This is a genomic window from Paraflavitalea sp. CAU 1676, assembly GCF_029223285.1.
Classification (GTDB): Bacteria; Bacteroidota; Bacteroidia; order Chitinophagales; family Chitinophagaceae; genus Paraflavitalea.
Window position 1 is genome coordinate 184,789 of record NZ_JARHUJ010000007.1, and the last position, 26,643, is coordinate 211,431.

31 protein-coding genes are annotated in these 26,643 nt (G+C 44.8%); 25 read left to right on the forward strand and 6 right to left on the reverse strand.

Annotation, left to right across the window (positions count from 1 at the left end):
• Positions 1-83: 83 nt before the first annotated feature.
• Positions 84-404: a hypothetical protein gene (locus P2H89_RS23150; RefSeq protein ID WP_275831405.1), complete on the reverse strand. Its 321-nt coding sequence runs from the start codon at positions 402-404 to the stop codon at positions 84-86.
• A 577-nt stretch (positions 405-981) separates the two neighbouring features.
• On the opposite strand from P2H89_RS23150, the gene P2H89_RS23155 reads away from it, so the two are divergent.
• The 24 genes from P2H89_RS23155 (at position 982) to P2H89_RS23270 (ending at position 21,767) form a co-directional block, all read left to right on the forward strand.
• Complete coding sequence (locus P2H89_RS23155; protein ID WP_275831407.1) at positions 982-1,488, forward strand: hypothetical protein; 507 nt, start codon at positions 982-984, stop codon at positions 1,486-1,488.
• 218 nt (positions 1,489-1,706) lie between these two features.
• Positions 1,707-2,042, forward strand: coding sequence for a DUF4134 domain-containing protein (locus P2H89_RS23160; protein ID WP_275831409.1), 336 nt, complete (start codon positions 1,707-1,709; stop codon positions 2,040-2,042).
• A gap of 10 nt (positions 2,043-2,052) precedes the next feature.
• Complete coding sequence (locus tag P2H89_RS23165) at positions 2,053-2,415, forward strand: DUF4133 domain-containing protein (RefSeq protein ID WP_275831411.1); 363 nt, start codon at positions 2,053-2,055, stop codon at positions 2,413-2,415.
• A complete protein-coding gene (locus P2H89_RS23170) occupies positions 2,366-4,837 on the forward strand; it encodes a TraG family conjugative transposon ATPase (RefSeq protein WP_275831412.1) in 2,472 nt (823 codons plus the stop codon). Before P2H89_RS23165 ends, P2H89_RS23170 begins: the two co-directional genes overlap by 50 nt.
• An 18-nt stretch (positions 4,838-4,855) precedes the next feature.
• Positions 4,856-5,542: a conjugal transfer protein TraI gene (locus tag P2H89_RS23175; protein WP_275831414.1), complete on the forward strand. Its 687-nt coding sequence runs from the start codon at positions 4,856-4,858 to the stop codon at positions 5,540-5,542.
• 12 nt (positions 5,543-5,554) lie between these two features.
• Positions 5,555-6,379: a hypothetical protein gene (locus tag P2H89_RS23180; protein WP_275831416.1), complete on the forward strand. Its 825-nt coding sequence runs from the start codon at positions 5,555-5,557 to the stop codon at positions 6,377-6,379.
• Entirely contained in the window at positions 6,376-7,011 is a 636-nt protein-coding gene (locus P2H89_RS23185; protein WP_275831418.1) for a hypothetical protein, read from the forward strand. Before P2H89_RS23180 ends, P2H89_RS23185 begins: the two co-directional genes overlap by 4 nt.
• Positions 7,008-7,628, forward strand: coding sequence for a TerB family tellurite resistance protein (locus P2H89_RS23190; RefSeq protein WP_275831420.1), 621 nt, complete (start codon positions 7,008-7,010; stop codon positions 7,626-7,628). Before P2H89_RS23185 ends, P2H89_RS23190 begins: the two co-directional genes overlap by 4 nt.
• Positions 7,629-7,639: 11 nt before the next feature.
• Positions 7,640-8,656: a conjugative transposon protein TraJ gene (locus P2H89_RS23195; protein ID WP_275831422.1), complete on the forward strand. Its 1,017-nt coding sequence runs from the start codon at positions 7,640-7,642 to the stop codon at positions 8,654-8,656.
• Positions 8,657-8,674: 18 nt separating this feature from the next.
• Positions 8,675-9,292, forward strand: coding sequence for a conjugative transposon protein TraK (gene traK, locus P2H89_RS23200; RefSeq protein ID WP_275831424.1), 618 nt, complete (start codon positions 8,675-8,677; stop codon positions 9,290-9,292).
• Between the two features lie 3 nt (positions 9,293-9,295).
• A complete protein-coding gene (locus P2H89_RS23205) occupies positions 9,296-9,658 on the forward strand; it encodes a hypothetical protein (protein WP_275831426.1) in 363 nt (120 codons plus the stop codon).
• Positions 9,655-10,824 carry a conjugative transposon protein TraM gene (gene traM / locus P2H89_RS23210; RefSeq protein ID WP_275831428.1) on the forward strand — a complete coding sequence of 390 codons (1,170 nt, stop codon included), beginning with the start codon at positions 9,655-9,657 and terminating at the stop codon, positions 10,822-10,824. The genes P2H89_RS23205 and traM overlap by 4 nt, the downstream gene beginning before the upstream one ends.
• 32 nt (positions 10,825-10,856) lie before the next feature.
• Positions 10,857-11,696: a DUF4138 domain-containing protein gene (locus P2H89_RS23215; RefSeq protein WP_275831430.1), complete on the forward strand. Its 840-nt coding sequence runs from the start codon at positions 10,857-10,859 to the stop codon at positions 11,694-11,696.
• Between the two features lies 1 nt (position 11,697).
• A complete protein-coding gene (locus tag P2H89_RS23220; protein ID WP_275831432.1) occupies positions 11,698-12,750 on the forward strand; it encodes a hypothetical protein in 1,053 nt (350 codons plus the stop codon).
• 642 nt (positions 12,751-13,392) lie between these two features.
• Positions 13,393-13,761: a hypothetical protein gene (locus P2H89_RS23225; RefSeq protein ID WP_275831434.1), complete on the forward strand. Its 369-nt coding sequence runs from the start codon at positions 13,393-13,395 to the stop codon at positions 13,759-13,761.
• A gap of 11 nt (positions 13,762-13,772) precedes the next feature.
• Positions 13,773-14,258 (forward strand): hypothetical protein, encoded by a 486-nt coding sequence (locus P2H89_RS23230; RefSeq protein ID WP_275831436.1) that lies wholly within the window; start codon positions 13,773-13,775, stop codon positions 14,256-14,258.
• Between the two features lie 42 nt (positions 14,259-14,300).
• Positions 14,301-14,876, forward strand: coding sequence for a hypothetical protein (locus tag P2H89_RS23235; protein ID WP_275831438.1), 576 nt, complete (start codon positions 14,301-14,303; stop codon positions 14,874-14,876).
• A gap of 11 nt (positions 14,877-14,887) precedes the next feature.
• Positions 14,888-16,696, forward strand: coding sequence for a ParB/RepB/Spo0J family partition protein (locus P2H89_RS23240; protein ID WP_275831441.1), 1,809 nt, complete (start codon positions 14,888-14,890; stop codon positions 16,694-16,696).
• 89 nt (positions 16,697-16,785) lie between these two features.
• Positions 16,786-17,784 (forward strand): ATP-binding protein, encoded by a 999-nt coding sequence (locus tag P2H89_RS23245; RefSeq protein WP_275831443.1) that lies wholly within the window; start codon positions 16,786-16,788, stop codon positions 17,782-17,784.
• Between the two features lie 11 nt (positions 17,785-17,795).
• On the forward strand, positions 17,796-18,896 hold the full coding sequence (locus P2H89_RS23250; protein WP_275831445.1) for a VWA-like domain-containing protein: 1,101 nt from the start codon (positions 17,796-17,798) through the stop codon (positions 18,894-18,896).
• Positions 18,897-18,919: 23 nt separating this feature from the next.
• Complete coding sequence (locus tag P2H89_RS23255) at positions 18,920-19,789, forward strand: hypothetical protein (RefSeq protein ID WP_275831447.1); 870 nt, start codon at positions 18,920-18,922, stop codon at positions 19,787-19,789.
• 23 nt (positions 19,790-19,812) lie between these two features.
• Positions 19,813-20,103 (forward strand): hypothetical protein, encoded by a 291-nt coding sequence (locus P2H89_RS23260; protein WP_275831449.1) that lies wholly within the window; start codon positions 19,813-19,815, stop codon positions 20,101-20,103.
• A gap of 101 nt (positions 20,104-20,204) precedes the next feature.
• On the forward strand, positions 20,205-20,756 hold the full coding sequence (locus tag P2H89_RS23265; protein ID WP_275831451.1) for a hypothetical protein: 552 nt from the start codon (positions 20,205-20,207) through the stop codon (positions 20,754-20,756).
• Between the two features lie 51 nt (positions 20,757-20,807).
• The gene (locus tag P2H89_RS23270) at positions 20,808-21,767 is read left to right on the forward strand and encodes a bifunctional DNA primase/polymerase (protein WP_275831454.1); all 960 of its coding nucleotides are present in this window, start codon (positions 20,808-20,810) and stop codon (positions 21,765-21,767) included.
• Positions 21,768-22,883: 1,116 nt separating this feature from the next.
• Here P2H89_RS23270 and P2H89_RS23275 read toward each other — a convergent pair.
• The 4 genes from P2H89_RS23275 to P2H89_RS23290 form a co-directional block, all read right to left on the reverse strand.
• Positions 22,884-23,723, reverse strand: a complete 840-nt coding sequence (locus P2H89_RS23275; RefSeq protein ID WP_275831456.1) for a HEPN domain-containing protein — start codon at positions 23,721-23,723, stop codon at positions 22,884-22,886.
• 383 nt (positions 23,724-24,106) lie between these two features.
• On the reverse strand, positions 24,107-24,688 hold the full coding sequence (locus tag P2H89_RS23280) for a JAB domain-containing protein (protein ID WP_275831458.1): 582 nt from the start codon (positions 24,686-24,688) through the stop codon (positions 24,107-24,109).
• A complete protein-coding gene (locus P2H89_RS23285) occupies positions 24,657-25,004 on the reverse strand; it encodes a hypothetical protein (protein ID WP_275831460.1) in 348 nt (115 codons plus the stop codon). Before P2H89_RS23285 ends, P2H89_RS23280 begins: the two co-directional genes overlap by 32 nt.
• Positions 24,976-25,395 carry a hypothetical protein gene (locus P2H89_RS23290; protein ID WP_275831462.1) on the reverse strand — a complete coding sequence of 140 codons (420 nt, stop codon included), beginning with the start codon at positions 25,393-25,395 and terminating at the stop codon, positions 24,976-24,978. The genes P2H89_RS23285 and P2H89_RS23290 overlap by 29 nt, the downstream gene beginning before the upstream one ends.
• A 405-nt stretch (positions 25,396-25,800) precedes the next feature.
• On the opposite strand from P2H89_RS23290, the gene P2H89_RS23295 reads away from it, so the two are divergent.
• Positions 25,801-26,028 carry a helix-turn-helix transcriptional regulator gene (locus P2H89_RS23295; protein WP_275831464.1) on the forward strand — a complete coding sequence of 76 codons (228 nt, stop codon included), beginning with the start codon at positions 25,801-25,803 and terminating at the stop codon, positions 26,026-26,028.
• Between the two features lie 33 nt (positions 26,029-26,061).
• Here the strand turns inward: P2H89_RS23295 and P2H89_RS23300 are convergent, their stop codons facing one another.
• Positions 26,062-26,637, reverse strand: a complete 576-nt coding sequence (locus tag P2H89_RS23300) for a hypothetical protein (RefSeq protein WP_275831466.1) — start codon at positions 26,635-26,637, stop codon at positions 26,062-26,064.
• Positions 26,638-26,643: the final 6 nt, after the last annotated feature.

Here is a 26,643-nt window from a genome sequence, read left to right on the forward strand (position 1 = left end):
AAAGCAATTTTTCTATTTTCTCCTATCCAAACGGCAATAAAAATTGATTACACTTCATATAGCAGAAATACAGCATTTCCTCATCAAGACAAGTGTTCCCTCCTCCGCTGCATACATCTATAACATTCTAAATCTTCCTTTTGAAGGTGGAAATACTCTAATGCCTTATCGACGGCGTAGTCCGGGAGAAAGGTAATGTCATTTTTTAGTGCAGAAATAATTTTATCATACCCGTAGAAGAGAACTGCCTCGTCCCATTCCTCATCACTTCCTCGCTCTATGACCCGAGCAATAATTGCCGGCGCATGAGCCTGCCAGTCAATGGCCTCAAAACGCCAATCCCAAAATAACCGCCTGGGAAGGTTCGGCCCTGAACTGTTTTCTATGGAAAGATCGTCGCCCATAAGTAACCAAATTTACTAAAATTATCCGGTCTGCTGGCGTTGATCGTTACTGACCAGCTAATCATAATAGCAAAAACAATCTCCTAGACCAGCTCTCAGTCATCGCCCACTGTACTTGAATCATTTCCATTTTCGCAAAAGCATTTATAAGTAATCAATGTCGTAACTCTATGCAATTACTCTTACCAATGATTTATCCTAATGGTTCTCCGACAACTTCCAGTATGTATTCTCTGATCAACTCCAAGCAACCCCCGCCATAATCGCATTGCAGCCTCAACACTCAACCTGATCGATAAAATAGCATTCCTCCTGGCAGATGAAATACCCTTCCTTATGAAGCAGTAGACCCTATAAATTCTTCCATCACATCTCCAGTTGATGAATAAAGCACATCTCCTATGTCAATTGCCTCACCAACCTTTCTTTAGTTGTCATACCCATTCACTACAAAACAGATACACTTCAACTCTCAAACTATTTCACCCAGCACTGGGACATGACTGTTAAAGATCGCCTCTAAAGCATCGCATATTTGTTGAGGAATCAAAATTGACAAACTCAAAAAATGTGTGTTATGCTTTTAATCATTCAATGGAACGCAACCATAATAATTATTGCGATTGCATTAAGCGCCTACTATTGGTGGTTACTTAAATCAAGAGTTCTACAAACAGCTAAGGCAGCCCCGGCCCCCGATCCCGAACCTGCTGTAGCGGAAGATTTAATCCCTCGCCAGGTACTCCAAGCTAAACAGCCACCTATGTTTCTGCCACCCGCCATCGAGCGGTTCCCCGATCCAGAAGAAGAAACCTTCCTCGAACTCCTTGAACAAAAGGAAGGCATCCTCCTCCGTGAAGCTGAACTGGTGGTACATCAAATTCAAAAAACCATCGACAACATTGCTTCTAATCCACCTAACCCGGAAGAAGTAACCAGTAAGATCCGGGCTATTGTCGAACCCTATCACATTTTTCATGACACCGAATACTATCATTCGATCAACACCTATATCGCGCTTGCCCTCGAAAGGGATTGTCAAATCACACTAACGCCGCAAGAGCTTCAGGCACTCTGGAACTAAACAATCTGACTTTTCTTACCACGGTGCTTTACCAAACAATTAGGTCTCAAGAAACTGGTACAACCTCTAAAATAAAACGCTCTTTTTCAATCGCTCGTTGCTCCATCCGCTTACCCCTCGGCCCAGAAGTAGTGCTACCAAATTGGGCCTTGCCATACCCAAGGTAGCCTACTTCTTCCTTTCAAACCATTCCCCCAAACCATAAAACTCAATTGAACATGTTCAAAAAGAACAGAAAAGGAAACGCATGTTTCCACAGGAAAACCTTTGCCCTAGCTGTAGCGCTCGCTTTCGCTTCCGCATCATTCGCCCAACAAGGCGACGGTGGCGCCGGCTTAACCAAAGCAAACGAAATGATTACCGGCTATTTTGAAAACGGCTCCAAACTGATGTATGCCATTGGAGCTATCGTCGGACTCATCGGAGCGGTAAAAGTCTATCAAAAATGGTCGTCCGGTGATCAGGATACCAGCAAAGTAGCTGCAGCATGGTTCTCTGCCTGCATCTTCTTGGTAGTAGTAGCTACAGTCATCAAATCCTTCTTTGGAATTTAATCCCAAGACCATGTACCAGATCAACAAAGGAATAAACAGACCTATCGAATTTAAGGGCATCAAAGCCCAATACATCTCCTATTTCGCGGTTGGTCTGGTACTTATCCTTCTCCTGTTTATCGTACTCTACATTTCAGGAGTTTCGATATACCTCACTTTAGGTATTACCCTTCCTGTCGGCATTGCCTTTTACCTAGTGATTCAGCACTACAGCGGCAAATACGGTGAAACAGGTCTACTCAAAAGAAGTCTTCAACAGAAAAGCTATCCCAAAATAAAAACCGGATCAAGAACCCCATTTCTTCAACTAAGCCTTAATGATCATGCAGAAGATAAGACAACTGGAGCAGGTCTTTCCAATTTGGAAAATTGAAAAGAATTGTATCATATCTCGTCAAGGCGATCTCACTATCGCCTTCGAATTGAAGTTGCCGGAACTATTTACACTCTCCGAGGAAGAGTACGATGTCTTGCACTTCGCCTGGCTAAAGGCTATCCGACTTCTGCCACCTCATTCAATCCTTCACAAGCAGGACTGGTTTTTAGAAGCGAGATATCGTGCTAAACCTACGACAGAAGAAAAGCCCTTCTTGACCCAAGCCAGCGATCGACACTTCTTCGAACGCCCCTATCTCGAACATTCCTGCTACCTCTATTTAACCAAACGGGCAAACCTTCAAAAGAACCTCAACCCTTTAACCATGTTCTCAAACTTAAAATCGCCTATACCCAAAGGGATGCTCGACGCAAGGGAAACAAATCAATTCCTCGAAGTCACTACCCAGTTCGCGGCAATTCTGCAGGACACTGGTTATATAAAGGTTCGTCGTGTCAAAGATGAAGAACTTGTTAGTAGCATTGAATCCCCAGGACTTCTTGAGCAATACTGCTTCCTGATGGCCAAAGACGATCAGCCAATTATCAAAGACATACAATTTAACCCCGACTTTCAAATTGGAGAGCAGCATGTAGAATTATACAGCCTTACCGACATCAACGATCTCCCAAACACATGTGGACCTAAGACAAATTATGAGCGCTACAGCACTGATAAATCGCGATTTCCCGTTTCTTTTGCTGCGCCTCTTGGACAGTTGCTTCCCGGCAACCACATCGTCAACCAATACCTACTGATAGAAAACACCCCGGAAGTAATTAAGAAACTGGAGAGCAAGCGTCTTCGCCTTCAATCGCTATCAACCTACTCTCGGGAGAATACCTTGAGCCGTGATGCAGTAAACGCTTTCTTGAACGAAGCCATCAGCCAGCAACGCCTGCCAGTGAAGGCCCATATCAATTTAATCACCTGGACAACAGACAAAACCCAACAAAAAAACACCCGAAACGCTGTGGCTGCTGCCTTTGCCCAACTCGACGCCAAGGCCAAACAAGAAACCATTATCGCCCAACAATTGTTTTTCGCCGGCGTACCGGGTGCGGCAAGCCAACTCCCCATCTTCGAGACCTTCGAGACTTTTGCCGAACAAGCCAGCTGCTTTTTTATACAGGAAACGACTTCCCGGTCAACCCCTTCGCCAACTGGTATTCGTTTTGGCGAACGCATTACCGGCAGGCCGCTACACGTTGACATCACCCATTACTTTGTCGGAACAGGCGTAATCCAAAATCGCAATAAGTTCCTGGTAGGACCCAGCGGATCCGGTAAATCGTTCCTTACCCAGCACATACTCAGAAGCTATTATGAGCAGGGCAGCCACATTCTCATTGTAGACGTTGGCCATAGCTACAGTGGCCTTTGCGAACTCGTCAAAGGCTACTACTTCACCTATACGCCCGAAAACCCCATCAAATTCAACCCATTCTACTTAGGTGACGAACAACTTGACACCGAAAAAAAGGAATCCATCAAAACGCTATTGCTCGCGCTCTGGAAAAAAGACTCCGAAACCTATTCACGGTCAGAATACGTTTCGATCAGCAACGCGCTGCAGAACTACTTTACCAAACTGGATCAGGATAAATCTATTCGCCCCTGCTTTAACACCTTTTATGAGTTCCTGCGCGACGAATTCGTCAATACACTTAAGGACGAAGGTGTTTCCGAGCGGCATTTCGATATTCAGAATTTCCTCTACGTCCTGAAACCCTACTACTGTGGAGGCGAATACGATTATCTGCTGAACGCCACCGAGAATCTTGACCTATTGAACGAACGTTTCCTGGTATTTGAGCTTGACAACATCAAGGAACATCCCATTCTGTACACAGTAGCAACGCTGACCCTCGCACAGGCATTCATCGACAAGATGCGAAAGCTAAAAGGCGTACATAAGGTCATCCTACTAGAGGAAGCCTGGAAGGCAATTGCTAAGAATGGGATGGCAGAATATATCAAATACCTCTACAAAACTGTCCGCAAATTTCAGGGCGAAGCTATTACCGTCACCCAAGAAGTTGACGACATCATCGGAAACAGCATTGTAAAAGATGCCATCATCAATAATTCGGACTGCAAAATCCTGCTTGACCAAAGCAAGTACCTCAACAAATTCCAACACATACAGGAATTACTCGGCCTTACAGACAAAGAAAAGAACCTCGTCCTTTCCCTCAACAAGTCCAATGAACCCAACAAAAAATACAAAGAGGTCTTTATCAGTCTTGGCGGCACCATCTCTCGTGTTTACCGGACGGAAGTAAGCCTGGAAGAATACCTCGCTTATACCACCGAGGAAAAAGAGAAGATCAAGGTTCGGGAATATGCGCAGCGATATGGCTCCTTGCAAAAAGGCATAACTGCACTTGCCGCCGAAATAAGGGATGCCCAGTCTTAACCTCTTCAAATTTTTACCATGAAAAAATTCCAGCCACCAATCACCGCAATACTCCTTGGCCTTTTTATGTGCCTTCTCGCTCCCGGACGCTCTGAAGCTCAGGACCCTATTGTTGAAGCAGTAAAGGAAGCCAGTAAGAAGATCATTAAAGCCGTTGACCTGCAAATACAACGGATACAAAACGCCACGCTCGACCTTCAGAACGTCCAGAAAGAAATAGAGAACATACTCTCGAAACTAAAACTGAACGAAATAGCGGATTGGACAAACAGGCAAAAGGAGCTCTATCAACAATACTTCGATGAACTATGGCGAGTAAAAGCCGCCATTACCTACTACCGGCAGTTTAAGTCAGTCGTCAATAAGCAAAAGCAACTTTTTGAAGAATACAAACGAGCCTACCAAATTGTAGGGCAAGATCCCAACTTCTCTCCTGACGAGCGCAATTACATGTTCGGGGTCTACGCAAATATCCTGGAAGAAAGTATCGGAAGTATTGGTGGACTTGTTTCCATCATGAAATCCTTCACCATTCAAATGTCTGATGCAGGCAGGCTCGAAGCCATCAGCAAAACCAATAAAGAAATTGATAACCACCTGACTGCCTTGCGTCAATTCAACCAACGAAACCGGTCGCTTAGCTTCCAACGGGCAAGATCCGTGTCCGAAATCCAGACTCTCAAATCCCTCTATGGCATTAACTAAAATCTGCACATCATGAAACGGCTCGATTCTATTGTCAGAGAACAAGTACACTACCTAGAAAATTACGGGTACAGCGAAAAGGCGCTCGGTAACAATCTACCTCCCTACGCCCATTTCCGAGACCTCAAAGAAGCTGTTCAACATACGCTGGACGGAGACAAAACATTGTTTGACGACGAGAAGATCAAACTTAATCTCTTTGGAGTCTACAACGCCGGAAAAGACAAAGTGCATTTTGCTTTGGACTATTCTTTCAACTCTTATACGGAACAACTAAAACTCCAATCGGTCACTGCCACCTTAAACAAAACCGTCTTGGAAATTCCCGTCGAAACAGGAAGTGACCTCTGGCCATCTCAAGACATCTATTTCAGACTGAAATCCCTTAGTGAAACCATAACACTTGCCAGCCATCAGGTTCAACTTAAAAAACTAGACGATCAAATTTCAAAATTGGGCGAATGGTTGACCATCGGTGGCTATATAAGCCCCACAAACCTTTCAAAGCAAATCAAATCGCAAGTATTAAACAATGGGGTCATTCGCCCCACCACGATCAACATGGTCCTCGGCAGCACCCTCAAGCAATCCGATATGCCATCTCTTGAGATCCGATTTCACATTGCCTTCTACCCGGACGACCGCGGCCTTGATCTTAAATCTCTCCATGCCTCTGTCGGTCCAATAAAAGAGTTGTGGATACGCGCCAAACACATGAAGCTCCCCAAATACGACATGCTGAAGGAGCACATGAAAGAACTCTACACCACACAAAAGGCCATCCAACTCATAGCTGCCGAAACAACTACCTCACCATCTCTAAGCAAAAAACTATGAAAAAGTGCTTTATCATAATACTTATAAGCCCATTCGGATTATCGGCATCCGCCCAGACCTGGAACGAATGGTTTCGGCAGAAAAAAACGCAGACAAAATACACCCTGCTGCAGATCGCCAAACTCCAGTACTACCTGAAGACGCTAAAAGACGGCTACAACCTGGTCCATGACGGTCTTGATCTCATCTCGGACATCAAAAACGGGGATTTTAACCTGCATGACTTTTTCCTGTCTGAGAAATACCGCGTCAAAACCATAGTACGTGAGTCTAATGATGTTCGAATAATCCAACAAACCTACCAGGAAATTCTGGCAGAATCCAGAAGACTCGAAAAAAGGATAAAGTCACTCCAACCACCCGAACAAGAGATTATCGAAATGCAGCTTTCCTCCATGCGCTTCGAATTGCAAGATGATATGGACCAGCTCATAACACTTTTATCCTCTGGTAAACTCCAAATGGAAGACGATGAACGACTGCGACAAATCGCCTATGTATCTACCCGTGTATCGGAGAAAAAGCAATGGCTGTTAAAGATTCGCTCATCCTGCGAAAGCCTGCTATCCATTCGAAAACAGTCACTCAAAGACATTAATTCCTTACGCCAGCTAAATGTAGAAAAACCATGAAAAAGCTATTATTCCTATTCTCTATCGGCCTGACCTTATTCATCCCGCCGGCAAAAGCCCAGGAACAGGAACTCCAGCAACTCATCCTCAACCTTCAAAAGCTCAATCAGATCCGGCAGACCCTGACCAAGCTTTACGAGGGTTACCAAATATTGGCAAAGGGTTACGAGCAAATTAAATCGCTTTCAGAAGGCAACTTTTCGCTGCACAAAACTTTTCTGGATGCTCTCTACCAGGTCAGCCCTGCCGTGCAGAAATACCACCGCATAGTTGAAATCATCAACATTCAACGTGATATCCTCCAGCTGGGGAAAAAGACCATTCGTTCGGTAAATGCTAAGACAATCCTCTCCGACGCAGAACAACAGTACGTGGAAACCGTTTGCTCCGACATTCTGGAACGATCCGTGCAGAACCTCGAAGAACTACTCCTGGTGATAACAGCGAATCAGCTCCGCATGAACGATGCTGAACGGCTCGACGCGATCAACCGCATATACGAAGACATCAAAACAAAATCGCATTTCCTGAGAAACTTTAATCAAAAAGCCGCCCTGCTCTTCCAACAACGCAACCGAACCCTACAAGACCTTGACAAACTTAAATCCCTCTATTAACAAAACATACAATGAAAAAGCCAATCATCTTTGCCCTGATAGTCGCCTTTTTGCCGCTGCCAATCTTCGCTCAGGTTCAGGCCAACTTGGAGAACTTCCACGTTGTACTGGACAAAGTAAAACGGGATATGATTCCGATGGCGTCCGATCTACTCGGAATTTCCCAGACCATTGCCGCGTTTGGTGCACTCTGGTACATCGCTCTACGCATCTATAAGCACCTTGCTGCCGCAGAGCCCATCGACTTTTACCCCCTATTCCGACCCTTCGCGATTTGTATCGCCATTACACTCTACGTCCCTTTGGTCTCGCTACTCAACGATCTTTTATCCCCCACCGAAATCGCTACCAAGGCAATGGTTAGCAAGTACAATAACCATGTACAGGTTTTACTTGAACACCGGATGCATGCGATCACTGGCAACAATGAATGGAACGATATGGCAGGAGGGCTACCGCCTAGCAATGAAGAATGGCAGAAATACGAACAACAAGAGGACAATGAGGGAATGTCCTTTAGCAAAGCCTTTATGTTCTCAATCGGAATCATCAACAATACCCTTGGCTTTCTGGTAAAACTCATGCTCTCGGTCCTACTGCAAATCTTGTACTACGCGGCTGTACTCTGCATTGACGCACTGCGAACATTCAACCTGATCATACTGGCATTATTGGGGCCTTTTGTACTCTGCTTGTCGGTATACGACGGCTTTCAGAAACTATTTATCGCCTGGCTCACCCGATACATCAACGTCTTTTTGTGGCTGCCCATCGCCAATCTCTTGGGCGCTATGCTCTCTCGCATACAGGCCGAAATGCTGAAAATTGATATCGGAGATATCGGGTCAGGTAACGCTGGCGCATTCGGACAAACTGATATCGCCTATATGATCTTCCTTGTGGTTGGCATTATAGGTTATTTCTCTGTCCCTTCTATTGCCAATTATGTAGTTCAGGTAACCGGTGGCAATGCCATTGTTTCCAAAACCAATTCTCTGGTCATGACTGCCGGCAAAGCCATGATCTAACCCACAAAACTCATTACTATGTTTGAAAGCCTAAAAAACATCGATACTGCCTTTAAATACGTCCGTCTCCTAACTGGACTTACCATCGCATGCTCTTTCGCCCTTTGCATTGCCATTGCTTATTTCTACCAAAGCCAAAAATCAAAAAATGAACAAAAGGTATATGTGATCGCCAACGGAAAAATTTTCGATGCCTTTGCTGACGTTCGTGACCGCTATTATCCAATCGAAATTCAAGACCACGTAGAAGTGTTCCATCGCTACTTCTATACTATTTCACCGAGCGATAAGAACCTGGAAAAGTCCGTAAACCGCGCGCTCTTTCTTGCCGACCAATCCGCCGCCAACGAGTACAATAACCTCAGAGAGGCAGGCTACTATTCCTCAATGACTTCCGCCAATGCCTTCCAGGAAGTGGAGGCAGATAGTATTACCGTGGACCTCAATTCAAGCCCCTGGCGATTCCGGTATTTCGGCAAACTGCGCATCACGCGTCCAACATCAACGACAACAAGGTCCATTATCTCCGAGGGCGCCATCCGCAAAGTATTACCCTCCCGTGAAAATCCCCATGGTCTGCTCATCGAGCGCTGGCGGGTAACTGAAAACAATACTATTGACCAGGAAAACCGATAAACTATGATCTTTCGATCCCAACGAAAAAAGCAGACGATTCCGTCCGAGGAGCTAAGCAACAAAACCTCAGCGGCACTCGCCAAAGGCATACTACGTCTCCAACACAGTTTTGCCCGCAAAATGGGCTCTCTTGACCGAAGGCTTACACTCAAACAACGCAAATGGATATATAGCCTTGCTGCGATCTTGTTTTTGGGCTGGCACGCCTCGCAACTGGCCACCTTTTGGCAGGCCAGAAGCAAATTAACGCCCCCCGGCACTATCGTCACTACAAAGGATATCGCCCTACCTGATAGTCTTTCCAATCGAAGACCTAATACCAACTTAAAGGACATTGATTCATCCACACAAAAACCTATACAATGAAGCCTACAGCCAAAAAAATGAACAAGTTCGTTGTCCTCGCCATCCTATTCCTTGTCCCAATTCTTGTGATCCTGCTGCTTTACACACAGTTCTCTGCACCCGCTGAAAACGTCACCAGCGACAGCACCCAAGTAAGCAATTTCGACAAAACAGTTCCACAACCGAAGATTAAAAATCGCGAAAAGACCAAACTGGAACTCTACATGAAGGCTAAACAAGACTCAGCCGCAGAAAAAAAAGACACGCAGGTAGCAAAAGTCCCACAATTTTTTAACCCAGGTCCGCCGGAGCGCGATTACGCTTATCCTTCAGACAAACCTAAAAAAGCTAGTCTGGCTGACCAGGAACGACGAGTCAATGACCAACTCAATCAAATCATGCAACAACTGGAAGCCAGTGGCCAAAGTACCCCCAACAACAACCTCCCCGCTGACCGTTTAAGATCAGAAAGGTCCGCAGATATCGAACGTTTGGAGCAAATGGCACGCGCCCTTCAGGAGTCCAATGCACAACCTGATCCAGAGATGATGCGCCTAAATGAAATGCTGGATAAGATCATCCGCATCAAAGAACCGCTGGCTACAACAGACCTCCCCAACGCTCAAAATAACGACTCGTCCCTACAAGCACGGACCGTCTCAAGGACACCGGGTCCCAAAACAAACAACGAGAACGGCTTTTATGGACTTTCAGAAAGACCGATTACTATATCGCGCCAAAAAGCAGCCATCCGAGCCATAGTACACGGCGACCAAACCATCGTCAGTGGATCCACCGTTCTCTTGCGCCTTCTGGAGCCCATCTATGTCGATCAGACAGAAATTCCTGCACAAACACTCGTAGAAGGGAAATGTACTATTTCTAACGAACGCATTCTCGTATCTATCGGCCGGGTCGGAACACGCGGTACATTCTTTCCTGTAGACCTGCGCGTCTATGACATCCATGGCACTGAAGGTATTTCCGCCCCAGGCGCCATTACCCGTGATGAAGCTAAAAACGCCGCTGCCCGATCCATACAATCTATCGGAATAGGCTCCCTAGATCCCGGGCTCGCAGGCCAGGCAGTTTCAGCTGGTATCCAAGGTGCCAAATCCCTTTTCACGCGCAAGGCCACTATGGTCCGTGCCACCGCAAAAGCCGGGCACCTCGTCTACCTTCAATAACACAAGTATCATTAAACCCAAATTATCATATCATGAAACACATCATTCTTTTCTGCATCACCCTCATAGTCGCTAAACTGAACGCGCAAACCATTACCCAAACTGGTACTTTATACCAGGTCTCTCCCTACAAAATTGTGGTATCGGACAAAGCCACCACAGTCGTTATTTTTCCTCACGCCATCCTCGATGCTGACAGAGGAAACGATAAACTGCTGGGCATAAAAATTGAATGGGCCGAAAACGTCCTTAAACTCAAAGCCTCCAGTCCACAAATGGATACTACCACCCTTCATGTATTCACCCGGGATGGTCGTTATCATATTTTCGAAGTGGCCTACAAGGAACGCCCCTTCGTCCCAGCTTACGATCTGCGGCTGCAGCCCATTCCCAATGCACCATATGCTTCAACACCGCTCCTTCTTACTCCTGAAAAAGCAAATATTGAAACCATGGAAAACCTTGCAAACCTTGTCAGGGTATCGGGTAACACCCTTTTTACACGAATAAGAGCCTACAAAGCTGCACTTTCACTGCAAGGTGTTTTCTATCACGAGAATGTTCTTTTTCTGAAATTCAATATTCATAATAAGGCCACGTTACCGCTAAGGGTAAACTGGATGCGGCTCGTGCTTAAGGACGACAAGAAAAGCCGAAGGACATCCCTTCAGGAAATATCGATACCCCCATTGTATCAAGATTCGTTGCCCCAACTCTCCGGTAAAACCAAAGCAACCTGGATTGTTGCCATCCCCCTCACCAGCCTTCCACCCAATAAACACCTGGTACTGGAACTGGAGGAAAGAGATGGTACCCGACCACTTAACATCCCCATCAGAAATAGGCATTTCCTGAAAGCACAAAAGCTTTAACATGCAACAAAACTCCGCCAACCGAATCCTCGATGCCCTACTCACGCATGCGCAGCAGGAAATCCAATACCTGCTTCAAAATCCTTATAAGGCCAAAGACGTTCGGGCGGCGGAGTTAACCCAACAATACTATCGGGACGTCCTTAAAACCTTCCGGAAAAAACTCACGCCCCAGGAAAGGCAAACCAAAACCTACGTACGCCACCAAATTCGTATACTCAACCGCCAAACACGCCCTGGCATAATAACGAGCCTTCTCTATGGAAGGCTCCCTCTTTTTCTTCGGAAAATCTTTCGTGCTGTAGTCATACGTAATCAACATTTACTGTTCAGAGAATCCGTCAAAGCAACAACCCGGCAATCAAACATCAATTTCCTTAGTGACGAACTCAAAAGAATGGGTTTCGTACATGCGATTGACGGTCCCCTTAATAAAATGATGGCACAGGACCTGCCTCGCTTCCATGTTCGATATTGCGATGTCCGAAATCCAAACACCGATTTTATTCTGCATTTCAGTAAAATACATGGCACCGATCAATACAAAATCGACAACTTCGAGGCCAGCAGTAAAAAGGCATCCACTTTTACCCGCAGCTCTGCAGAATGGGTTTCTTTCGATCAAAACCGGTCAGCCTCAGAAGCAGCCAGGCTAATCAACGGGCAGGCAATTCCTGTTGCTGATATCCCCAATCAATGGCTACTACTGGACCGCATCACAAAAACCCTTATCCCCTACCAATTCTATCTTGAATCCGCCCTGAGAAATCTATCATTTCTGAATCTGAATGAACAGGAAATAAAATCCATACAAGAAATTCTTAAAGCCACCGGAGAAAAAGAAATAACCGCAGAGATAAATGGATATGCCGAAAAAATAAGATTAGTTCCAGATCCTTACACACAATCGATTCTTGCTTATAATACCAACCACCAACTAATAGATCCTGCCTTACTACGCGACACTGCAACTCAGCTTCGCCAGGCGCAAAACATTGTAGAGATGGAACAGGCACAAATTCTAAAGCCTGTTTTTTCCCAATCCCTCCGTTAACATTTCTCCTTATATCGATTTAAGGCGGCCCTTCGGGCCGCTTTCCTTTTACAGATCACTCCCCAAACGGGGCAATGATTGGTGAATGTCGCGCCTCCGCCGGCATGCCCAAGGACAAACACGAACAGGGTGCCGCGCAGGAGGGCTCCGCTACGCTCCGCCCTCAGCGGCCCCCTGTTCCGCCTCGCTCAGGGCCATCATTTGGTCCTTGGGGCATGACGTCGGGGACGGCGCGGTGTAGTGACCAATCATTGCCCCTTGTGGGGAGTGACTTACAACATTACTCATCAACATAACTACCATGAACTTTTCTCCAAACTACCTATGGGTTAAGCCCATTTGCCCTTTTACGGGCGAACTCCTAAATCCCAAAAGAATAACCAACATCAACTTCCTAGACAAAAGGGGGCACAATAATGCTATTTCGGACAACAACGTCGATGCCTTCCTCTTTTGTGCTACCCTATTCAACCCAACTGTCTTTCCCGACTTTCCCGAATTCGGCATATATGCCATAGATGGCCCACCTCTCTACGAAATCGGTGAATGCTTTATCGGAGAAATTATATATCAGCAAAGTATTGTCTACCGCCACGACAACATCCGAAACCAAATACTATCAACCAATCCAAATTAAAGATTATGCAGATTCCCATTTTATCGATCCAACAGATGTACGAAACTCCTAACGAACATCTCACCATCGGACCTGCGCCTTATAACGAAGACCCGGAAAAGAAAGGCGGACGGCAGACTATAGCATTACTCGAATGCGATACCTACGCCCATCAACTCGTACGCAAGTACGGGCCACCACCTTCAGGAGCCTACTTCTTTATTGCTTCTTCGCCTCACAGCTCTGGTACTTCACATGAACTTGCCATTTTCTACAAATACGAAGATTACGACGCCTGCTCTTACGCGCGAAGGGTTAGGCAGGGAGCAGCCTACTGGGACCAGGATGCAGTGATCGCCCTTGCAAAACAGAACCATCCAATCTTTCATCATTAAATCCTACAAATATGAACATCGAACACTTCTTAGAAATCGCTCGGAAAGAATTTACAGCGTTGCCAAATAATCTTCCCGAACATTTAGTCCATCATTATGCAGCCGAAGAACTCAACCTTACGGAAACTGAGCTAACGGACTTTTTGCGCATGGCAACCGACTTGAATTCTGACTACGGATCTGTGGAACAAGTAAACAGGTTTTACATTTGGTATTATCTTAACTATGGCAGACCCATTGTTCAGGACGACACCGAACTCACCATCATTGGATTTCCACACAACACGCTCATTCAATCATTCTCTACGCAACCGGAAAGTGAGCAAATGGAAGGCTCAACCTCAACTTACCTCCCTTGCGAACCACAATTTGCAGATAGGTGGCAACTAGTCGCTATTGATTGGGAAGAAAAACGATACCCAGTCTTGACCTGCAGAGATGAATTGATTGTCTTAAAGCTAAAAAAGATGTTTGTCTTCCTTCTTAAACAGCGTTAGTCAAAACTTCGCTAGTGCATATTTTCTCCCAAAAATGAGTTTATGAAAAAGCAATCGCTATCGGTTAGCTCCCCTCAACTATTTGAGGTAGCCGAGCAATTATCGGAGTATCCTAAAGAGCCATCCAAACGACAACACGATGGCTTTGTATTCACATTCATGGACGTACTGACAGCACCTATCATCACACACTGCATCCATTGGGCCGACAGTATCCCGCAACGCCTACGTGGTATCATTTGCTCCGCACGCATGATGACCCTAATGACTCATGAGGAACTAGCCAGCTATCCAGAAGTCGTCGCTTTTATGATAACTGCCGCTCTGGAGGCACCTATGAGCCATGACTGGACAGAAATCTACATTCATGTGGGTTGTACTGTCGCCCAACAATGGTTTAATGAAGATCACTGGGACGAACTAAAAGCACCACGGCAGTTAAACGAATCACAAAACAGGAAACTGATCGACCTGCGCCGGTTCATTTATAACAAGCGACGCCAGTACGTCAAAGACAGGATAAAGGCAGAGCAAAAAGAAGAAACGACTACCCAAACACTCACACCTACCCCACACAAACCAACTTCTCAACAAACCACTTTTTCTTTTTACGATTAAATTTTCTATCAATGGAAACAACAAGCATTCCGGTTTATGAAACCAAAATGATTCCAGTGGATCAAATCGAACGTGATCCTAACCAGCCACGCAAAGAATTCAACGAACAAAAGTTTGATGAATTGAAGGCTTCTATTCAACAGAATAGCCTCCTGCAGCCTATTTCGGTTCGACCCCTGCCGGACGGCAAAGGTTACCAGCTCATTTATGGAGAACGTCGAACTCGTGCCTTTCAGGCGCTGGGATTAAAAGAAATACCCGCCTATGTTCGCGATGTCAATGACGAAACTGTCCTCTGCATGCAGATCGTTGAAAATATGGAGCGCGAAAACCTCCATCCCATGGAACAAGCAGAGGCATTTCAGAAATACATCAACCTGGCCAAATCCAATGAAAATGAACTGGCCCTCCATTACGGAAAGACACCCCAGTTCATCCGCCAGCAACTAAGCCTAAACAACCTGGTTGATAAATGGAAGATTGTCTTTCGAAAAAATGCAATCCCGCTATCGTTGGCATTACGTATCTGTACACTGTCAGAGGATTCACAGGAAGATTATTACGAGAATGAAGTCGATACTCCGCCAGACAAGGTTACACCCAACCAACCCCTTTCCATTAACACAAATGGTTTAAGCATCTACAAGGGTCTACTTTCCCACGCAATCTTTGATCTTGCAGATCCCAATCTGTGTCCAAAGGCAGGCGCTTGTACTAAATGCCCATTCAATTCCGGGATCTATTCACTTTTCAGCGAAGACGAAAAATCGCCTCGCTGCAACAATCCGAAATGTTTCAAAGAAAAAACTGCCACCTACTATAGTATAGAACTGGCTAAAGCAAAAGCCGACCCCACTATCTTGCTAGTCTTTGCAGCCCACTATGGGATACCCAATAGCGTAGAGGCCCTAAAAAAGGATGGGCACAGCGTCAAACACATAGACCACGATGTTTCAGAAATAAAAAAACCCCAACCGCCCAACCTTGAGGAAATCAAATCCGATTGTAAAAAACGTAAATCAAATGTTGATAAAGCACTTAAGTCAGCGAACGAAATCTATTCGTTCCAATCGGAATCTTTTGAAAAACAGCTCAAAGCCGGTATCTATAAAAAAGCCTTTGTTGTCGAATCCCCCGGCAGCCGCCCGGCAGGTTCGTACATCTTTGTCAAAGACATTACAAAAGAAACCAAGACTCCAACAAAGGTCATTCAAGACAAAATCAAATCCGACGCTGCCAGCATCGAAGAAATCCAATCCGAAATAAATCGTATAGAAATCAATGAGATTCGAGCTAAACAACTCGATGCCGAAAAAGTACAAAAACGAATCTCCGAAGCTATAGTTCAGTCACCTGAAGCCAACACGGTACCTAAACGATACCTTCCGGCCTTCGACGCTTTACTAACCTATGTCCTCATTGAAACTCTCTCTACAAGAAGTCGATCAGTAATTGAAAAGGCTGCCAGGTTACCCGTTTTGAAATCCGGAACCAATCGTAAGGAATACTTTCAAAACCTCGCCAAAACAACCAAAGAATTCCGGGCACTATTGGTATTCCAAATCATTATGGACCGGTATCACGACAATTTACCAAACGATTTAGGAGGTTTCATGCTTCGAACACTGGCAGAACAGTTTTCCTCAATCCCCATCGCCACCTTTGAAAAAGACCAACAAACTAAGGCTAAACAACGTCAAGACAATGTCAATAAGCGACTCACGGAGATAAAGTCCCATATACCCAAACCGAAAAATAACACCCGCACCAATCGGGCAAATTCGAAGCGAAAAACCACCCGGAAGGCATTGCAACGCTGATTTCTGCCTTCCAAAAGCGAAGCCCTGGGACATTGTCCTGGGGCTTTTGCATTTCTAACACTTTTATTCATCACAATAACACCACAGCTATGACACCTTCCCAATTACACGATTATCTAGTATTCGCCATCCACAACAATTTCCCCGTCTTAATCACCGGTGCACCCGGGATCGGCAAATCTGATATCGTCGAACAAGCAGCAAATTCCGTCAACCATCATCTCATTTTATCCCATCCCGTCGTATCTGACCCTACCGATTACAAGGGCCTTCCCTTCCCCACCGATAGCGGTATTGCGGAATTTCTGCCTTACGGAGATTTACATGCATTACTAATAGCCGAGAAACCGACCGCCTTCTTTTTGGATGACCTTGGTCAAGCTACCCCAGCTGTGCAGGCAGCTTGTATGCAACTTCTACTCGCCCGCCAGATCAATGGTCACAAAATAAGTGAACACGTAAAGTTTATAGCTGCCACCAACAGACGGCAAGATAAAGCAGGCGTTTCCGGTATGTTGGAACCAGTTAAATCGCGCTTCAAATCAATCGTAGAACTAAAAGTCAATGTGGATGATTGGGTACAATGGGCATTGCGAAACAACATGCCCCCTGAACTTATTGCTTTTGTCAAATTCCGTCCGCATCACCTGGAGGCATTTGTCGCCAGCAAGGACTTCACCAACTCACCTTCTCCCCGTACGATTGCAGCAATCGGCGTTCAACAAAATGCAAACCTTGACAAAGAACTAGAAGCCGAGGTATTCACAGGGGCTGCCGGAGAAGCATTTGCTGCCGAATACATCTCTTTCCTCAAGCATTTCCGGGAACTACCCTCCGTAGAAGATGTGATCTCAAATCCGAAAACTACGACTATTCCCAACTCTCCAAGCGCTCAGTTCGCCATCGCTACAGCTCTATCCAGAAAGATATCCGATGTTACCATCACCCCTATTATCGATTACATCGGTCGTTTGGCACCGGAAATATCCATCGCCTGCCTTGTCGAAGCGTCCCAACGCAATAAAGCAATTAGCAACAATACTGCCTTCATTCAATGGGCCAGCAAGAATACCGCATTGTTCGCTTAAATACACTCACAATGACAACTTCAGAAAGAATACATAAGGCTAAGATCTCCCTTATTCTCACTCAACCCTTTTTTGCATCGATCGCACTTCAACTATCCTACAATGAATCAAGTGCAATTGAAACCACAAACGTCGATGGATTGACAATCAACTACAATGCCGCCTTCATTGATAGATACAATGACGCAGAAATAGTCGGAATACTAGCACACCTAGTCCTTCATGTAGTGTCCTTTCACCACTTACGTAGGGCTGGCCGTGAGGAAAGCCGTTGGAACCAGGCCACCGACTATGCTATCAACCCCATTCTCCTGAATGCGGGCTTTAAGCTCCCTCCTGATTACTTATATGAAGAAAAATATGTAAAAAAAACAGCAGAACAAATTTACCGGGAACTACCTACGGACGATAACAGGGCATCTTCAAGCGCACCCAGGATCGGAGATGTCAACGATCTTCCTCAGCAAAATAATGCAGCAGCTCATGAGCTCTTACTAAAACAAGAAATCATCCGTGCTGCTCAAACTGAGAGAACTAAAGCCGCCGGAAAAGTTCCGGGGTTTGTGGAACTCTTAATTTCGAAAGCGCTTGAACCGAAGGTCAACTGGAAAGCAGAACTCAACCGCTTTTTAACCCAATGCTCGCCCACAGACTATACCTGGAAAACATGCAACCGTCGCTACCTCTCTCGCGGCCTTTACCTCCCATCACTGTCCCAGCCCTCCATTAGAAACTTAATAACTGTCTTGGATACTTCCGGTAGCATTCGTGAAGAGCAGCTCAATGCCTTTTCCGCTGAACTCAGGGACATATCACAAGAAGTAAAGTCAACCGTTCTCACCATCTATGTTGACACCAAAATTCAACGCATCCAAGAGCTCGATCCCGACGACAACTGGAGCCTCCAACCCATTGGCGGAGGTGGCACAGACTTCCGACCGGCATTCCAGTTTATCGAAGAAAGCGGAGACACTCCTGCAGCCTTGCTTTATCTCACAGACGGTATCTGCTACAACTTTCCAGAAACCGAGCCAGACTATCCAGTACTCTGGGTAAAGTTTGGTGACTATGATTTCGAACCGCCATTCGGCGAAGTAATACAAATTGATTAATTCATCATTTAAAAACAAAAACAATGAAATCATTACAAGAAAAAGCCATGTTGGTCAACATCACCATCCGTCAATGGACTGGAAAAAAGTTAGACCGAAAAGTATCCCGGGAAATTGAAGCTGAACACTCCGCTCACAATGCCGGCAATTACAACAAGAATTTGCTGGGCGATACCGAGCTGCGTACCATTCAGTCCATCGCCAATGAAATCCGAAATTTCCTACGCGAACAAACCCTTCCCTGGAGCGACACTGGCGACCGTCTGCTTCCTGCTACCAACTACTTTAAGTTCATTGAAGGATTCCGGCCTTTAGAGGAACGTTACAGCCAGGCAACCAGCGATTTCATCAAGGTCTACCCTGAACTTAAGATCAAGGCAAGAATGCGCCTGAATGATCTTTACAATGAAAACGATTATCCGAAAGTATCGCAGCTGGTAGAAAAATTCACAGTTTCACTCCATGTCACGCCTATTGCCGACCAGAACGACTTCCGCGTAGAAATGAATGCCAGCGAGATCAATAGCCTCAAAGAAAAAATCTATCAGGATTTCAATGCCCGGATAGACAACGCTTCCCAAGAAATCTGGCAGCGCATCTACCAGGCCGTTTCCCTCATAGTCGAAAGGCTTTCAGCTGACAAAGCCAAAATCTTCGATTCTCTAATGAACAACCTTAAAGACCTAACAGAACTCCTTCCCCGTCTAAATTTCACTGGAAACAAAGACGTAAATAATGTCATCAGGGATATGAAACACCTCTTTGAGAATCCGGAAAACCTTCGCGCAAGTGCCACCATCCGAAACGAAAAGGCCACAGAAGCGAAGGAACTCCTTGACAGGTACGCCAGCTACTTCCAGGTTGACAATGCCCCATCTGAAGTCTACGCCTAATTCTCATCTAAAAAATAATAAAAATGGATGACAATGAGATTTTGGATTTTCCATCCTTTCAAAAGCTCAAATCTCCACTCCAATATGTGGAGTGCCTGAAAGATGACTTATGGAGGGATATCCTACAAACATATTCCGACGAAGATGTTCAGTGCATCTATATCTACACGGATTGGTGTTTCATTGTAGAAATACTTCAAGAAGGAAAAACAAAATGGATGGTCCCTTTCCAGCATATGACTGCATTCTGCGAAAGCTATGAAGGTGCAGAGGAAGCACTATACGAGATGTATGAAGAAGGGCCCTATTGGTAAGGCCCATACCTGATTGTCCACATCCTTGGCAACTCTCCCTCCTTTTCCGCTACCCTTCTTCCACAAAAGACTTTTCGAACACAAATCAAAAATAAGACACGATGGACAATCAGTTCACCGTTTCCCTTAAAGGAATGGATCCCACAATTGCTTATTACTTTAACTGGGCCGCAAACGCTTTGGTCCCATTTTTTCCGGGCGGAGCAGACCAGTATCTCCGTCTCCACAAGCCAACAATCCATTCCGTCGCCCAAAATTTACTGGCGAAAATTAAATATCGGCCTACCCTATTGTACCGAGGTGTCATACTACGTGAACCTGTTACCATGATCAGCCCCAATCCAGGTCTTCAATATTTATCCTTCTCCACCGATCGGTCGGTGGCTGCACATTTTGCGAACATCAATGGCTTCGGGAGCGAAATAATTGACATTACAAAACAACTGGGAAATTATGGTTACATCATACAGTATCAACCTGCATTACATGAAATCCTCTTTCATTATGCCTTTTTGGACTTCTTACCATTTACTGAAGCATTCAACTACATCGGTTTGGACGGCGCAGGACAAGTAGAAGCCCTAAAAAAGCAAAAGGAGGTTATGATCCTCCAACCTACAGCTCCTTTCGAAGCCATTCAACCACAGTTTTAGCCACCATACGGGTCCCTCCGATATTTTATCGCCAAACAAATTCTATAAAACATGAATGGAAATTTGCTATTTAATGCCGGTTGCGCGTACCTGGATCGTGGGTACTCCATAGTTGTCGTCAACTCCGGAAAAGAGCCTATTCACAAGTGGTCCAAATACCAAACTAGAAGAATGTCCAAGTCTACTCTAAAGCGGCTTCTTAACCGCCCTTCAGCCTACGGAATAGCTATTGTATGCGGCTTAGTAAGTAATGGGATTGAAGTCCTGGATATTGATCAGAAAAACGACCCTCAAAGCACACTGTTTACCCGATATTGGGGCAAGCTTTGTTTAGAATCCCCTGTCGATGCCCGAACCCTTACGCTTATCACCACTCCCAATAATGGCTACCATATCCCTTACCTCCTTTCTTATGACTACGAATCCGTAATCCTGGCTCAGACTTCCGCGCTTCCTTCAGAAACTCCTTTGCATCTCCCCGATGAAAAACGAGTATTGATTGAAACCCGCGGCAGAAATGCCTATTTTATAGCTCCACCCACACCCGGATATAGACTTATTCAAGGAAGCTTTCCCGATGTTCCCAAAATTGAAATATCCGAAAGAACGCTGCTTCATAATACCGCCAAGAGCTTTGGCGCTCCCCTAATAGATCAACAGCCTTTCAATCTACAACCTCGAAACACTTATGTAGGCAGCCCTTTTGACGACTTTGACAATTCAGGCGATGCAATTGAACTTCTTCTATCCCACGGCTGGAGCATTGTTCGACAAACTGGCCCTCGTATTTATGTTAGCCGACCCGGCACTCCCAACCATATCACATCTGGGAATTACCACACAACCCTTAAACTCCTGACTGTTTTTAGCCCTCACACCCCCTTTAAACCTCGAAAAGCATACCGTCCGTATGCCATATTCTGTTTCCTGGAATGTCAAGGAGATTTTTCAATTGCAGCTAAAAAGCTGCTCAAACTTGGGTATGGAGTCCCCTATTATAATGCTCAATAAATTCAAAATCAGATATGAATTACAAGGAAATAAGATTTGAACCTATCATATATGTAATAGTTCAATGGCCTTGGGTGCAGACATTAATTAGTGAACCCTGGTTTAACAAAGAATGCAACATCATCACTTCAGAATCACTCTTGCAGATTTATGACTCGTGTTCCTATTTTGTTCCGCTACATAGAATTTCAGAACATCCCACTGTAACTCTGATCGATTCTTAGGCACTTCTCAACCAACTATGACAATTCGACTCCATATTCTTGCAATTCAAATTCCCGCAACCAAAGAACCTTACAGGTCACCCGGGGGGGGCAGTCCGGGCTTCGCCCGGACTGGGTAGGGTTCGATCAATTACCAAATACTATGCTAAATATTTTGTCATTTGAACCTAATTTCTTTAGCTTTACGTTATGGATCGAGACCCTAGATATTTAATGGTGAAACAGCTGGTAGAGTCAAGGATTATCAATAGCTATGCTGCTATTTATAATTCGTTTCCGAAAAGCCTTGTATCTATGTATCTCGGTACAAATAATCATCGGATGACTCGGCTGATCCGTAATCCCAAGCAAATGACATTGGAGGAAATAGAGCGAATCGCCTCGTATTTTGACATTGCTCCAGGAGACCTGGTTGCTCTGATCTATCAAAAGTGACAAATCATCACTTTATTAGTTCTATCCCATACTTTGCCTTGTAGGGGACTTTGTCGTTATTTGCCGTGTGAGAAATAATAACAACATTGAAGCCTTAATTAGGAGAGGTAAAATCAGGTACTTCAAGGATATCTTCGGCAAAGGATTGAATCAAATCTCTGCTATGAAAGTTGCGGAATTATTGGAAATTTCCCCTCGAAAGTTTCATTACTTGATGCATCATGCAGAACAGATCGGATGCAGCAACCAACTTAGGATAGACCATTTCCTTGGCCTAAAAGAAGATACAACTTTTGACCTAATTGCTGCTCAAACTCAATATTACATGGATACATATAGTTTAAAGTGGTGCCTGCATTTTAGTTCATTTGGCTATCTCTATACAAAACAAAAAAGGAGACGCTAGAAATTACAGCAATAGGTAAGCCTTGCGTCACCTAAATCTCATTGCCTTCGCCTACCGATCATATCCAATGAGCAGTCCCCGCAATGTCTTATTAACATTGTTTAGCTCTGCTACCAGCGCAAATAATTCCGCCACTGGTATTGGTTCAGTCTTGGCCACATATGCGCGATAAATTATCTGGTGAATTCGTTGCTGGCGCCCATGATGATGTGGCAATATAGTGGACGCCTCGGGAAGGAAAGCAGCCGCGAACCGGTGAAGTTCATTAATATTGTGAACGGAGGCCCGGTACCCGGTAACCATCAAATTCAATCCCGCCATGAAATACTCCATACACTGATGTAGTGAAAGAGCCGCCACCCGATACGATTTTGCCTTCAAATGAGCTTGGGCATTCTTCAGAAAGTCAAGTCCCATATAGTAATACATCTCTATATCCTCCCGCATTCTTACCAGCCAGTTATCCTTAACGCAAAATTTTGCGCTTTCAGGCCACCCTCTCGCCTTATCTTTTACGTCGTAAAGCACGCACGCTTCCTTATACCGCAATGTTAATGTTTCATCATCCTTCAATACCATTTTGAATTGATGAACCGTGAATATGTTAAAATTCAACGGAGTCGCCGCCTTGTACTTTTCTCTAATATTAGCGTGAATATCTTCAAATCGACGATTTGTTCCTTTAACAAGTACCACAATATTGAAAGCGTAGGCCCCCCACATGTTTCTAACATGAAGCGGCCAGCCATCCTTTTCGTATGTGGTACTGTAAAGGAGACAGATTTTTTCAGGTTGTACCTCTTTAAGGATGATATCGACAATGTGCTCTAATGGAGAAAGTCGGAATGAATCCTGCGGCGGATCGATCGTTTTGTTATTAGATTTTTTCATTTTTGTGGTTTTATGTTTGCAACAGCTGGACTTTTCCTGTTTTTGTCCCTCATTTCAATTGAATGGTATAAACTGCTGTCCCGCTAAGCACATACAGACGAAACTATACCACGTACCGATATATGCGATTTATACAGTCGGGCACGGTAATCCGTTCCGTCCGCAAGGCTGACAGCTTGCAACAGGCAAAACCAACCTTTTTCTGAGACAGCGTACTTGCCGTGGAGCAGGACAGGAAATGCCGTCTGAAATATTGGGACGAAGCGGTCCGCTAAAAAGCGGTAGCCAGCGAGCTTCGCAAAATGGCAACTAAATAAAAGTAGTTGGATGAAAACTCGGCATCTAGGGTGCCCGACCCCTTATCGGCATTTTACATTGCATAGTCATAGTGGTCTACTTTTACCCAGGAAATCAGTTTGCATAAGCCCATTGTCGGCGAAAGAGAACCATGCATCTTTTGAGAAAATCAGGTGATCCACCACTTCGATACCCATTAGCCGGCCGGAAAGGGCTAAAGACCTGGTTGCATTAAAATCTTCACGGGAAGGCTTTACATTGCCGCTTGTATTGTTGTTACCCAAAATTATTTTCCCTGCCCCGGATAGTAAGGCTGCTGAAAAAATGAACTTCGGGTCGAAAAGCGCCTTGTCCATACAACCGGTAGCAACTTCCGAAATCCCTAAGACCTTGTTGGCGTTGGTTAAAAGGAGAATCTTGAGCTGTTTCACCAGCTCGATCTTGTTCCAGTCCCATTGCACGAGAAATATTTCGAAGGCATCCAGAGAGTTGCCGACAGTAGGGCGCTTTGAGCGGTCTGCATCCGCTTTGTATATTAACTCTAATAGGGGCACATGAAGATCTTGTACCTTTTCGAGTTTTGCCTTCTTTGCCTTTGCAGACAGCGGAACGGTTGGCAATATGCTTACTGGCGCTTTAATGAATTGATTTTTTCCTTTTACTGACATGACTGTTCTTATTATTGATTTTAGAATTTCGTTTAGTCTGGCTCTTTGGGACCGATTTTCGGTGGAGTAGATAAGCGGCTTCGGCCAACTTTTCGAGGTTCTCATACAGGAATATCAAGTTACTGCGATCCAAACCATCCTGGAACCAGCTTCCGTCATGGCATAAGCCAGAGCATAGCCATTCCCACAAAACCTCCCGAAGATCCTTCAGGTGATAATTCATGAAAAACTCAGTTATCACACCTTGCGGATCTTTTTGCTCTTCTTCTGAAAGCCGCCGAAGCTGGCTAGATATTTCTAATTTTTCTGGTTTCATGGCTATTGTTTATCTGATTTTCAATGGAGCGAGAGATGTGCTCCTCCCCAATAACGTCTAATATTTTTTGCACACGATCATGGTGGCCACGTTCTTTTAGATAGCGGATCGTTATCCGCATAGTAGTTCGGAACAGCCAGCCGCCTCTATATTGGAGGAAATCATCCCGGTTGCCCCAGAGTTGGAGAAATACCGATTCCGTAAGAAGGCAAAGAATGTACGGGTCTTGAATCCCTGAAAAGCGTGCTATGATCGAAAAGGTGGGATTGTAGAAGTAGTCGCAATAGCTAGCATAGGCCTTGCGGTCACCGTTCGCGATAGCGGGAAAATCAAATTGAGGGAGTGCGGACTGATCGGCTTTGTCGCCGGTTGAGTTGATAAGGTCGCACATACACAGCAATTTTTGTGGATGGATAAAATTGCAGGTAAGGGCCAAAAAAAATGACGTGGGTTGGTCCTTACTGTGTTGGAGGGTTACGACGCCCTGACTACGAATAAGAACGCCCACGTCAATAACGTGAGCGATTTACCTTACTTCCCGTAGTCTTAGAAGGTCGTAATTTCCAACACGAGAATAAAGCAAACACGCTTAAAATGTCTTTTGTGTTCGCAAAACTATAGCAAGAATTAAGAACTGTCCAACAAAATCATTTAAAAGGCTATTTTTTCCCTCTAAAGGTACAGAATGATACTTAAAATACCAAATTGATATATTACATACCTGTCGTAGGAGAGAAATGCGTGGAGTTAATTTTTTTGCGTTAGTTGCTTAAGAATAATCCTTTAGCAGACTAACATGCCGCCAAAAAGAACACGATACAATAGAATAAAACTGGTGCTTTACGAAAAAGAAAAGAGTAACGGATGGTTGGCCGAAAAGATCGGCGTAAAAGCAGTTACTGTTTCCAAATGGTGTTCAAATGTAAATCAACCAACAATCTCTACTATGTATGAAATTGCCGATGCGCTGCAGGTAAGTATTTATGAACTATTAGTGCCTAATACCTTTTCGAAAAAAGGATGAGACTTAGCCTAAACCTTGTCAGATAAGTATCATCTACTTTAACATCCACCCATTATTTGTCCTATAAAATACTACCCGTTTTCTAACAATGGTATCCTGACCATTCTTATTCCATGCTTCCTTATTGGCTATAGTCCAAAATGGCGAGAAGTCACCTCTCAAAACTGTATGATTCACATTCGCCTCGTTAATACCAGGCTTCTCATGAATACTTAAAACCTCCCCAAACCTCTGAACGCAGCTTACAAAGCGCCCCTTATAAAGGAAGCCTCGGTCACCTTGTCGACGAGGCTTCGGATCTTCCTTACGGAGAAATCCCCGACCCACATCCGTCAATTCAACATTAAATACATAAGACGAGGTAAACATCCCGGTTTTTCCAAGAGCCTGAATCGTAACGCCCTTCTGATGTTGAATCTTATAGTACTCAGGTGGCAATGAGTCATACCGATAAGCTACTATTCCATACTCAAATTCTACAAATTCTTCTTGAGGATACCTCCCAGATTCCTTAATTAAGGTCTCAGCCTTTACCGCGGTCAGATTCCCGCTCTCGCAGGCCCCAAGCAAAATTACGATGGAGAAAAACATTGATAAAACACCTCTCATATAAAC

What these genes read in the sequence shown, in the direction of transcription:
- P2H89_RS23150 (WP_275831405.1), bottom strand. Translation starts at nt 404, where the DNA reads ATGGGCGACGATCTTTCCATAGAAAACAGTTCAGGGCCGAACCTTCCC.
- P2H89_RS23155 (WP_275831407.1), top strand. Translation starts at nt 982, where the DNA reads ATGCTTTTAATCATTCAATGGAACGCAACCATAATAATTATTGCGATT.
- P2H89_RS23160 (WP_275831409.1), top strand. Translation starts at nt 1,707, where the DNA reads ATGTTCAAAAAGAACAGAAAAGGAAACGCATGTTTCCACAGGAAAACC.
- P2H89_RS23165 (WP_275831411.1), top strand. Translation starts at nt 2,053, where the DNA reads ATGTACCAGATCAACAAAGGAATAAACAGACCTATCGAATTTAAGGGC.
- P2H89_RS23170 (WP_275831412.1), top strand. Translation starts at nt 2,366, where the DNA reads ATGCAGAAGATAAGACAACTGGAGCAGGTCTTTCCAATTTGGAAAATT.
- P2H89_RS23175 (WP_275831414.1), top strand. Translation starts at nt 4,856, where the DNA reads ATGAAAAAATTCCAGCCACCAATCACCGCAATACTCCTTGGCCTTTTT.
- P2H89_RS23180 (WP_275831416.1), top strand. Translation starts at nt 5,555, where the DNA reads ATGAAACGGCTCGATTCTATTGTCAGAGAACAAGTACACTACCTAGAA.
- P2H89_RS23185 (WP_275831418.1), top strand. Translation starts at nt 6,376, where the DNA reads ATGAAAAAGTGCTTTATCATAATACTTATAAGCCCATTCGGATTATCG.
- P2H89_RS23190 (WP_275831420.1), top strand. Translation starts at nt 7,008, where the DNA reads ATGAAAAAGCTATTATTCCTATTCTCTATCGGCCTGACCTTATTCATC.
- P2H89_RS23195 (WP_275831422.1), top strand. Translation starts at nt 7,640, where the DNA reads ATGAAAAAGCCAATCATCTTTGCCCTGATAGTCGCCTTTTTGCCGCTG.
- traK (WP_275831424.1), top strand. Translation starts at nt 8,675, where the DNA reads ATGTTTGAAAGCCTAAAAAACATCGATACTGCCTTTAAATACGTCCGT.
- P2H89_RS23205 (WP_275831426.1), top strand. Translation starts at nt 9,296, where the DNA reads ATGATCTTTCGATCCCAACGAAAAAAGCAGACGATTCCGTCCGAGGAG.
- traM (WP_275831428.1), top strand. Translation starts at nt 9,655, where the DNA reads ATGAAGCCTACAGCCAAAAAAATGAACAAGTTCGTTGTCCTCGCCATC.
- P2H89_RS23215 (WP_275831430.1), top strand. Translation starts at nt 10,857, where the DNA reads ATGAAACACATCATTCTTTTCTGCATCACCCTCATAGTCGCTAAACTG.
- P2H89_RS23220 (WP_275831432.1), top strand. Translation starts at nt 11,698, where the DNA reads ATGCAACAAAACTCCGCCAACCGAATCCTCGATGCCCTACTCACGCAT.
- P2H89_RS23225 (WP_275831434.1), top strand. Translation starts at nt 13,393, where the DNA reads ATGCAGATTCCCATTTTATCGATCCAACAGATGTACGAAACTCCTAAC.
- P2H89_RS23230 (WP_275831436.1), top strand. Translation starts at nt 13,773, where the DNA reads ATGAACATCGAACACTTCTTAGAAATCGCTCGGAAAGAATTTACAGCG.
- P2H89_RS23235 (WP_275831438.1), top strand. Translation starts at nt 14,301, where the DNA reads ATGAAAAAGCAATCGCTATCGGTTAGCTCCCCTCAACTATTTGAGGTA.
- P2H89_RS23240 (WP_275831441.1), top strand. Translation starts at nt 14,888, where the DNA reads ATGGAAACAACAAGCATTCCGGTTTATGAAACCAAAATGATTCCAGTG.
- P2H89_RS23245 (WP_275831443.1), top strand. Translation starts at nt 16,786, where the DNA reads ATGACACCTTCCCAATTACACGATTATCTAGTATTCGCCATCCACAAC.
- P2H89_RS23250 (WP_275831445.1), top strand. Translation starts at nt 17,796, where the DNA reads ATGACAACTTCAGAAAGAATACATAAGGCTAAGATCTCCCTTATTCTC.
- P2H89_RS23255 (WP_275831447.1), top strand. Translation starts at nt 18,920, where the DNA reads ATGAAATCATTACAAGAAAAAGCCATGTTGGTCAACATCACCATCCGT.
- P2H89_RS23260 (WP_275831449.1), top strand. Translation starts at nt 19,813, where the DNA reads ATGGATGACAATGAGATTTTGGATTTTCCATCCTTTCAAAAGCTCAAA.
- P2H89_RS23265 (WP_275831451.1), top strand. Translation starts at nt 20,205, where the DNA reads ATGGACAATCAGTTCACCGTTTCCCTTAAAGGAATGGATCCCACAATT.
- P2H89_RS23270 (WP_275831454.1), top strand. Translation starts at nt 20,808, where the DNA reads ATGAATGGAAATTTGCTATTTAATGCCGGTTGCGCGTACCTGGATCGT.
- P2H89_RS23275 (WP_275831456.1), bottom strand. Translation starts at nt 23,723, where the DNA reads ATGAAAAAATCTAATAACAAAACGATCGATCCGCCGCAGGATTCATTC.
- P2H89_RS23280 (WP_275831458.1), bottom strand. Translation starts at nt 24,688, where the DNA reads ATGTCAGTAAAAGGAAAAAATCAATTCATTAAAGCGCCAGTAAGCATA.
- P2H89_RS23285 (WP_275831460.1), bottom strand. Translation starts at nt 25,004, where the DNA reads ATGAAACCAGAAAAATTAGAAATATCTAGCCAGCTTCGGCGGCTTTCA.
- P2H89_RS23290 (WP_275831462.1), bottom strand. Translation starts at nt 25,395, where the DNA reads ATGTGCGACCTTATCAACTCAACCGGCGACAAAGCCGATCAGTCCGCA.
- P2H89_RS23295 (WP_275831464.1), top strand. Translation starts at nt 25,801, where the DNA reads ATGCCGCCAAAAAGAACACGATACAATAGAATAAAACTGGTGCTTTAC.
- P2H89_RS23300 (WP_275831466.1), bottom strand. Translation starts at nt 26,637, where the DNA reads ATGAGAGGTGTTTTATCAATGTTTTTCTCCATCGTAATTTTGCTTGGG.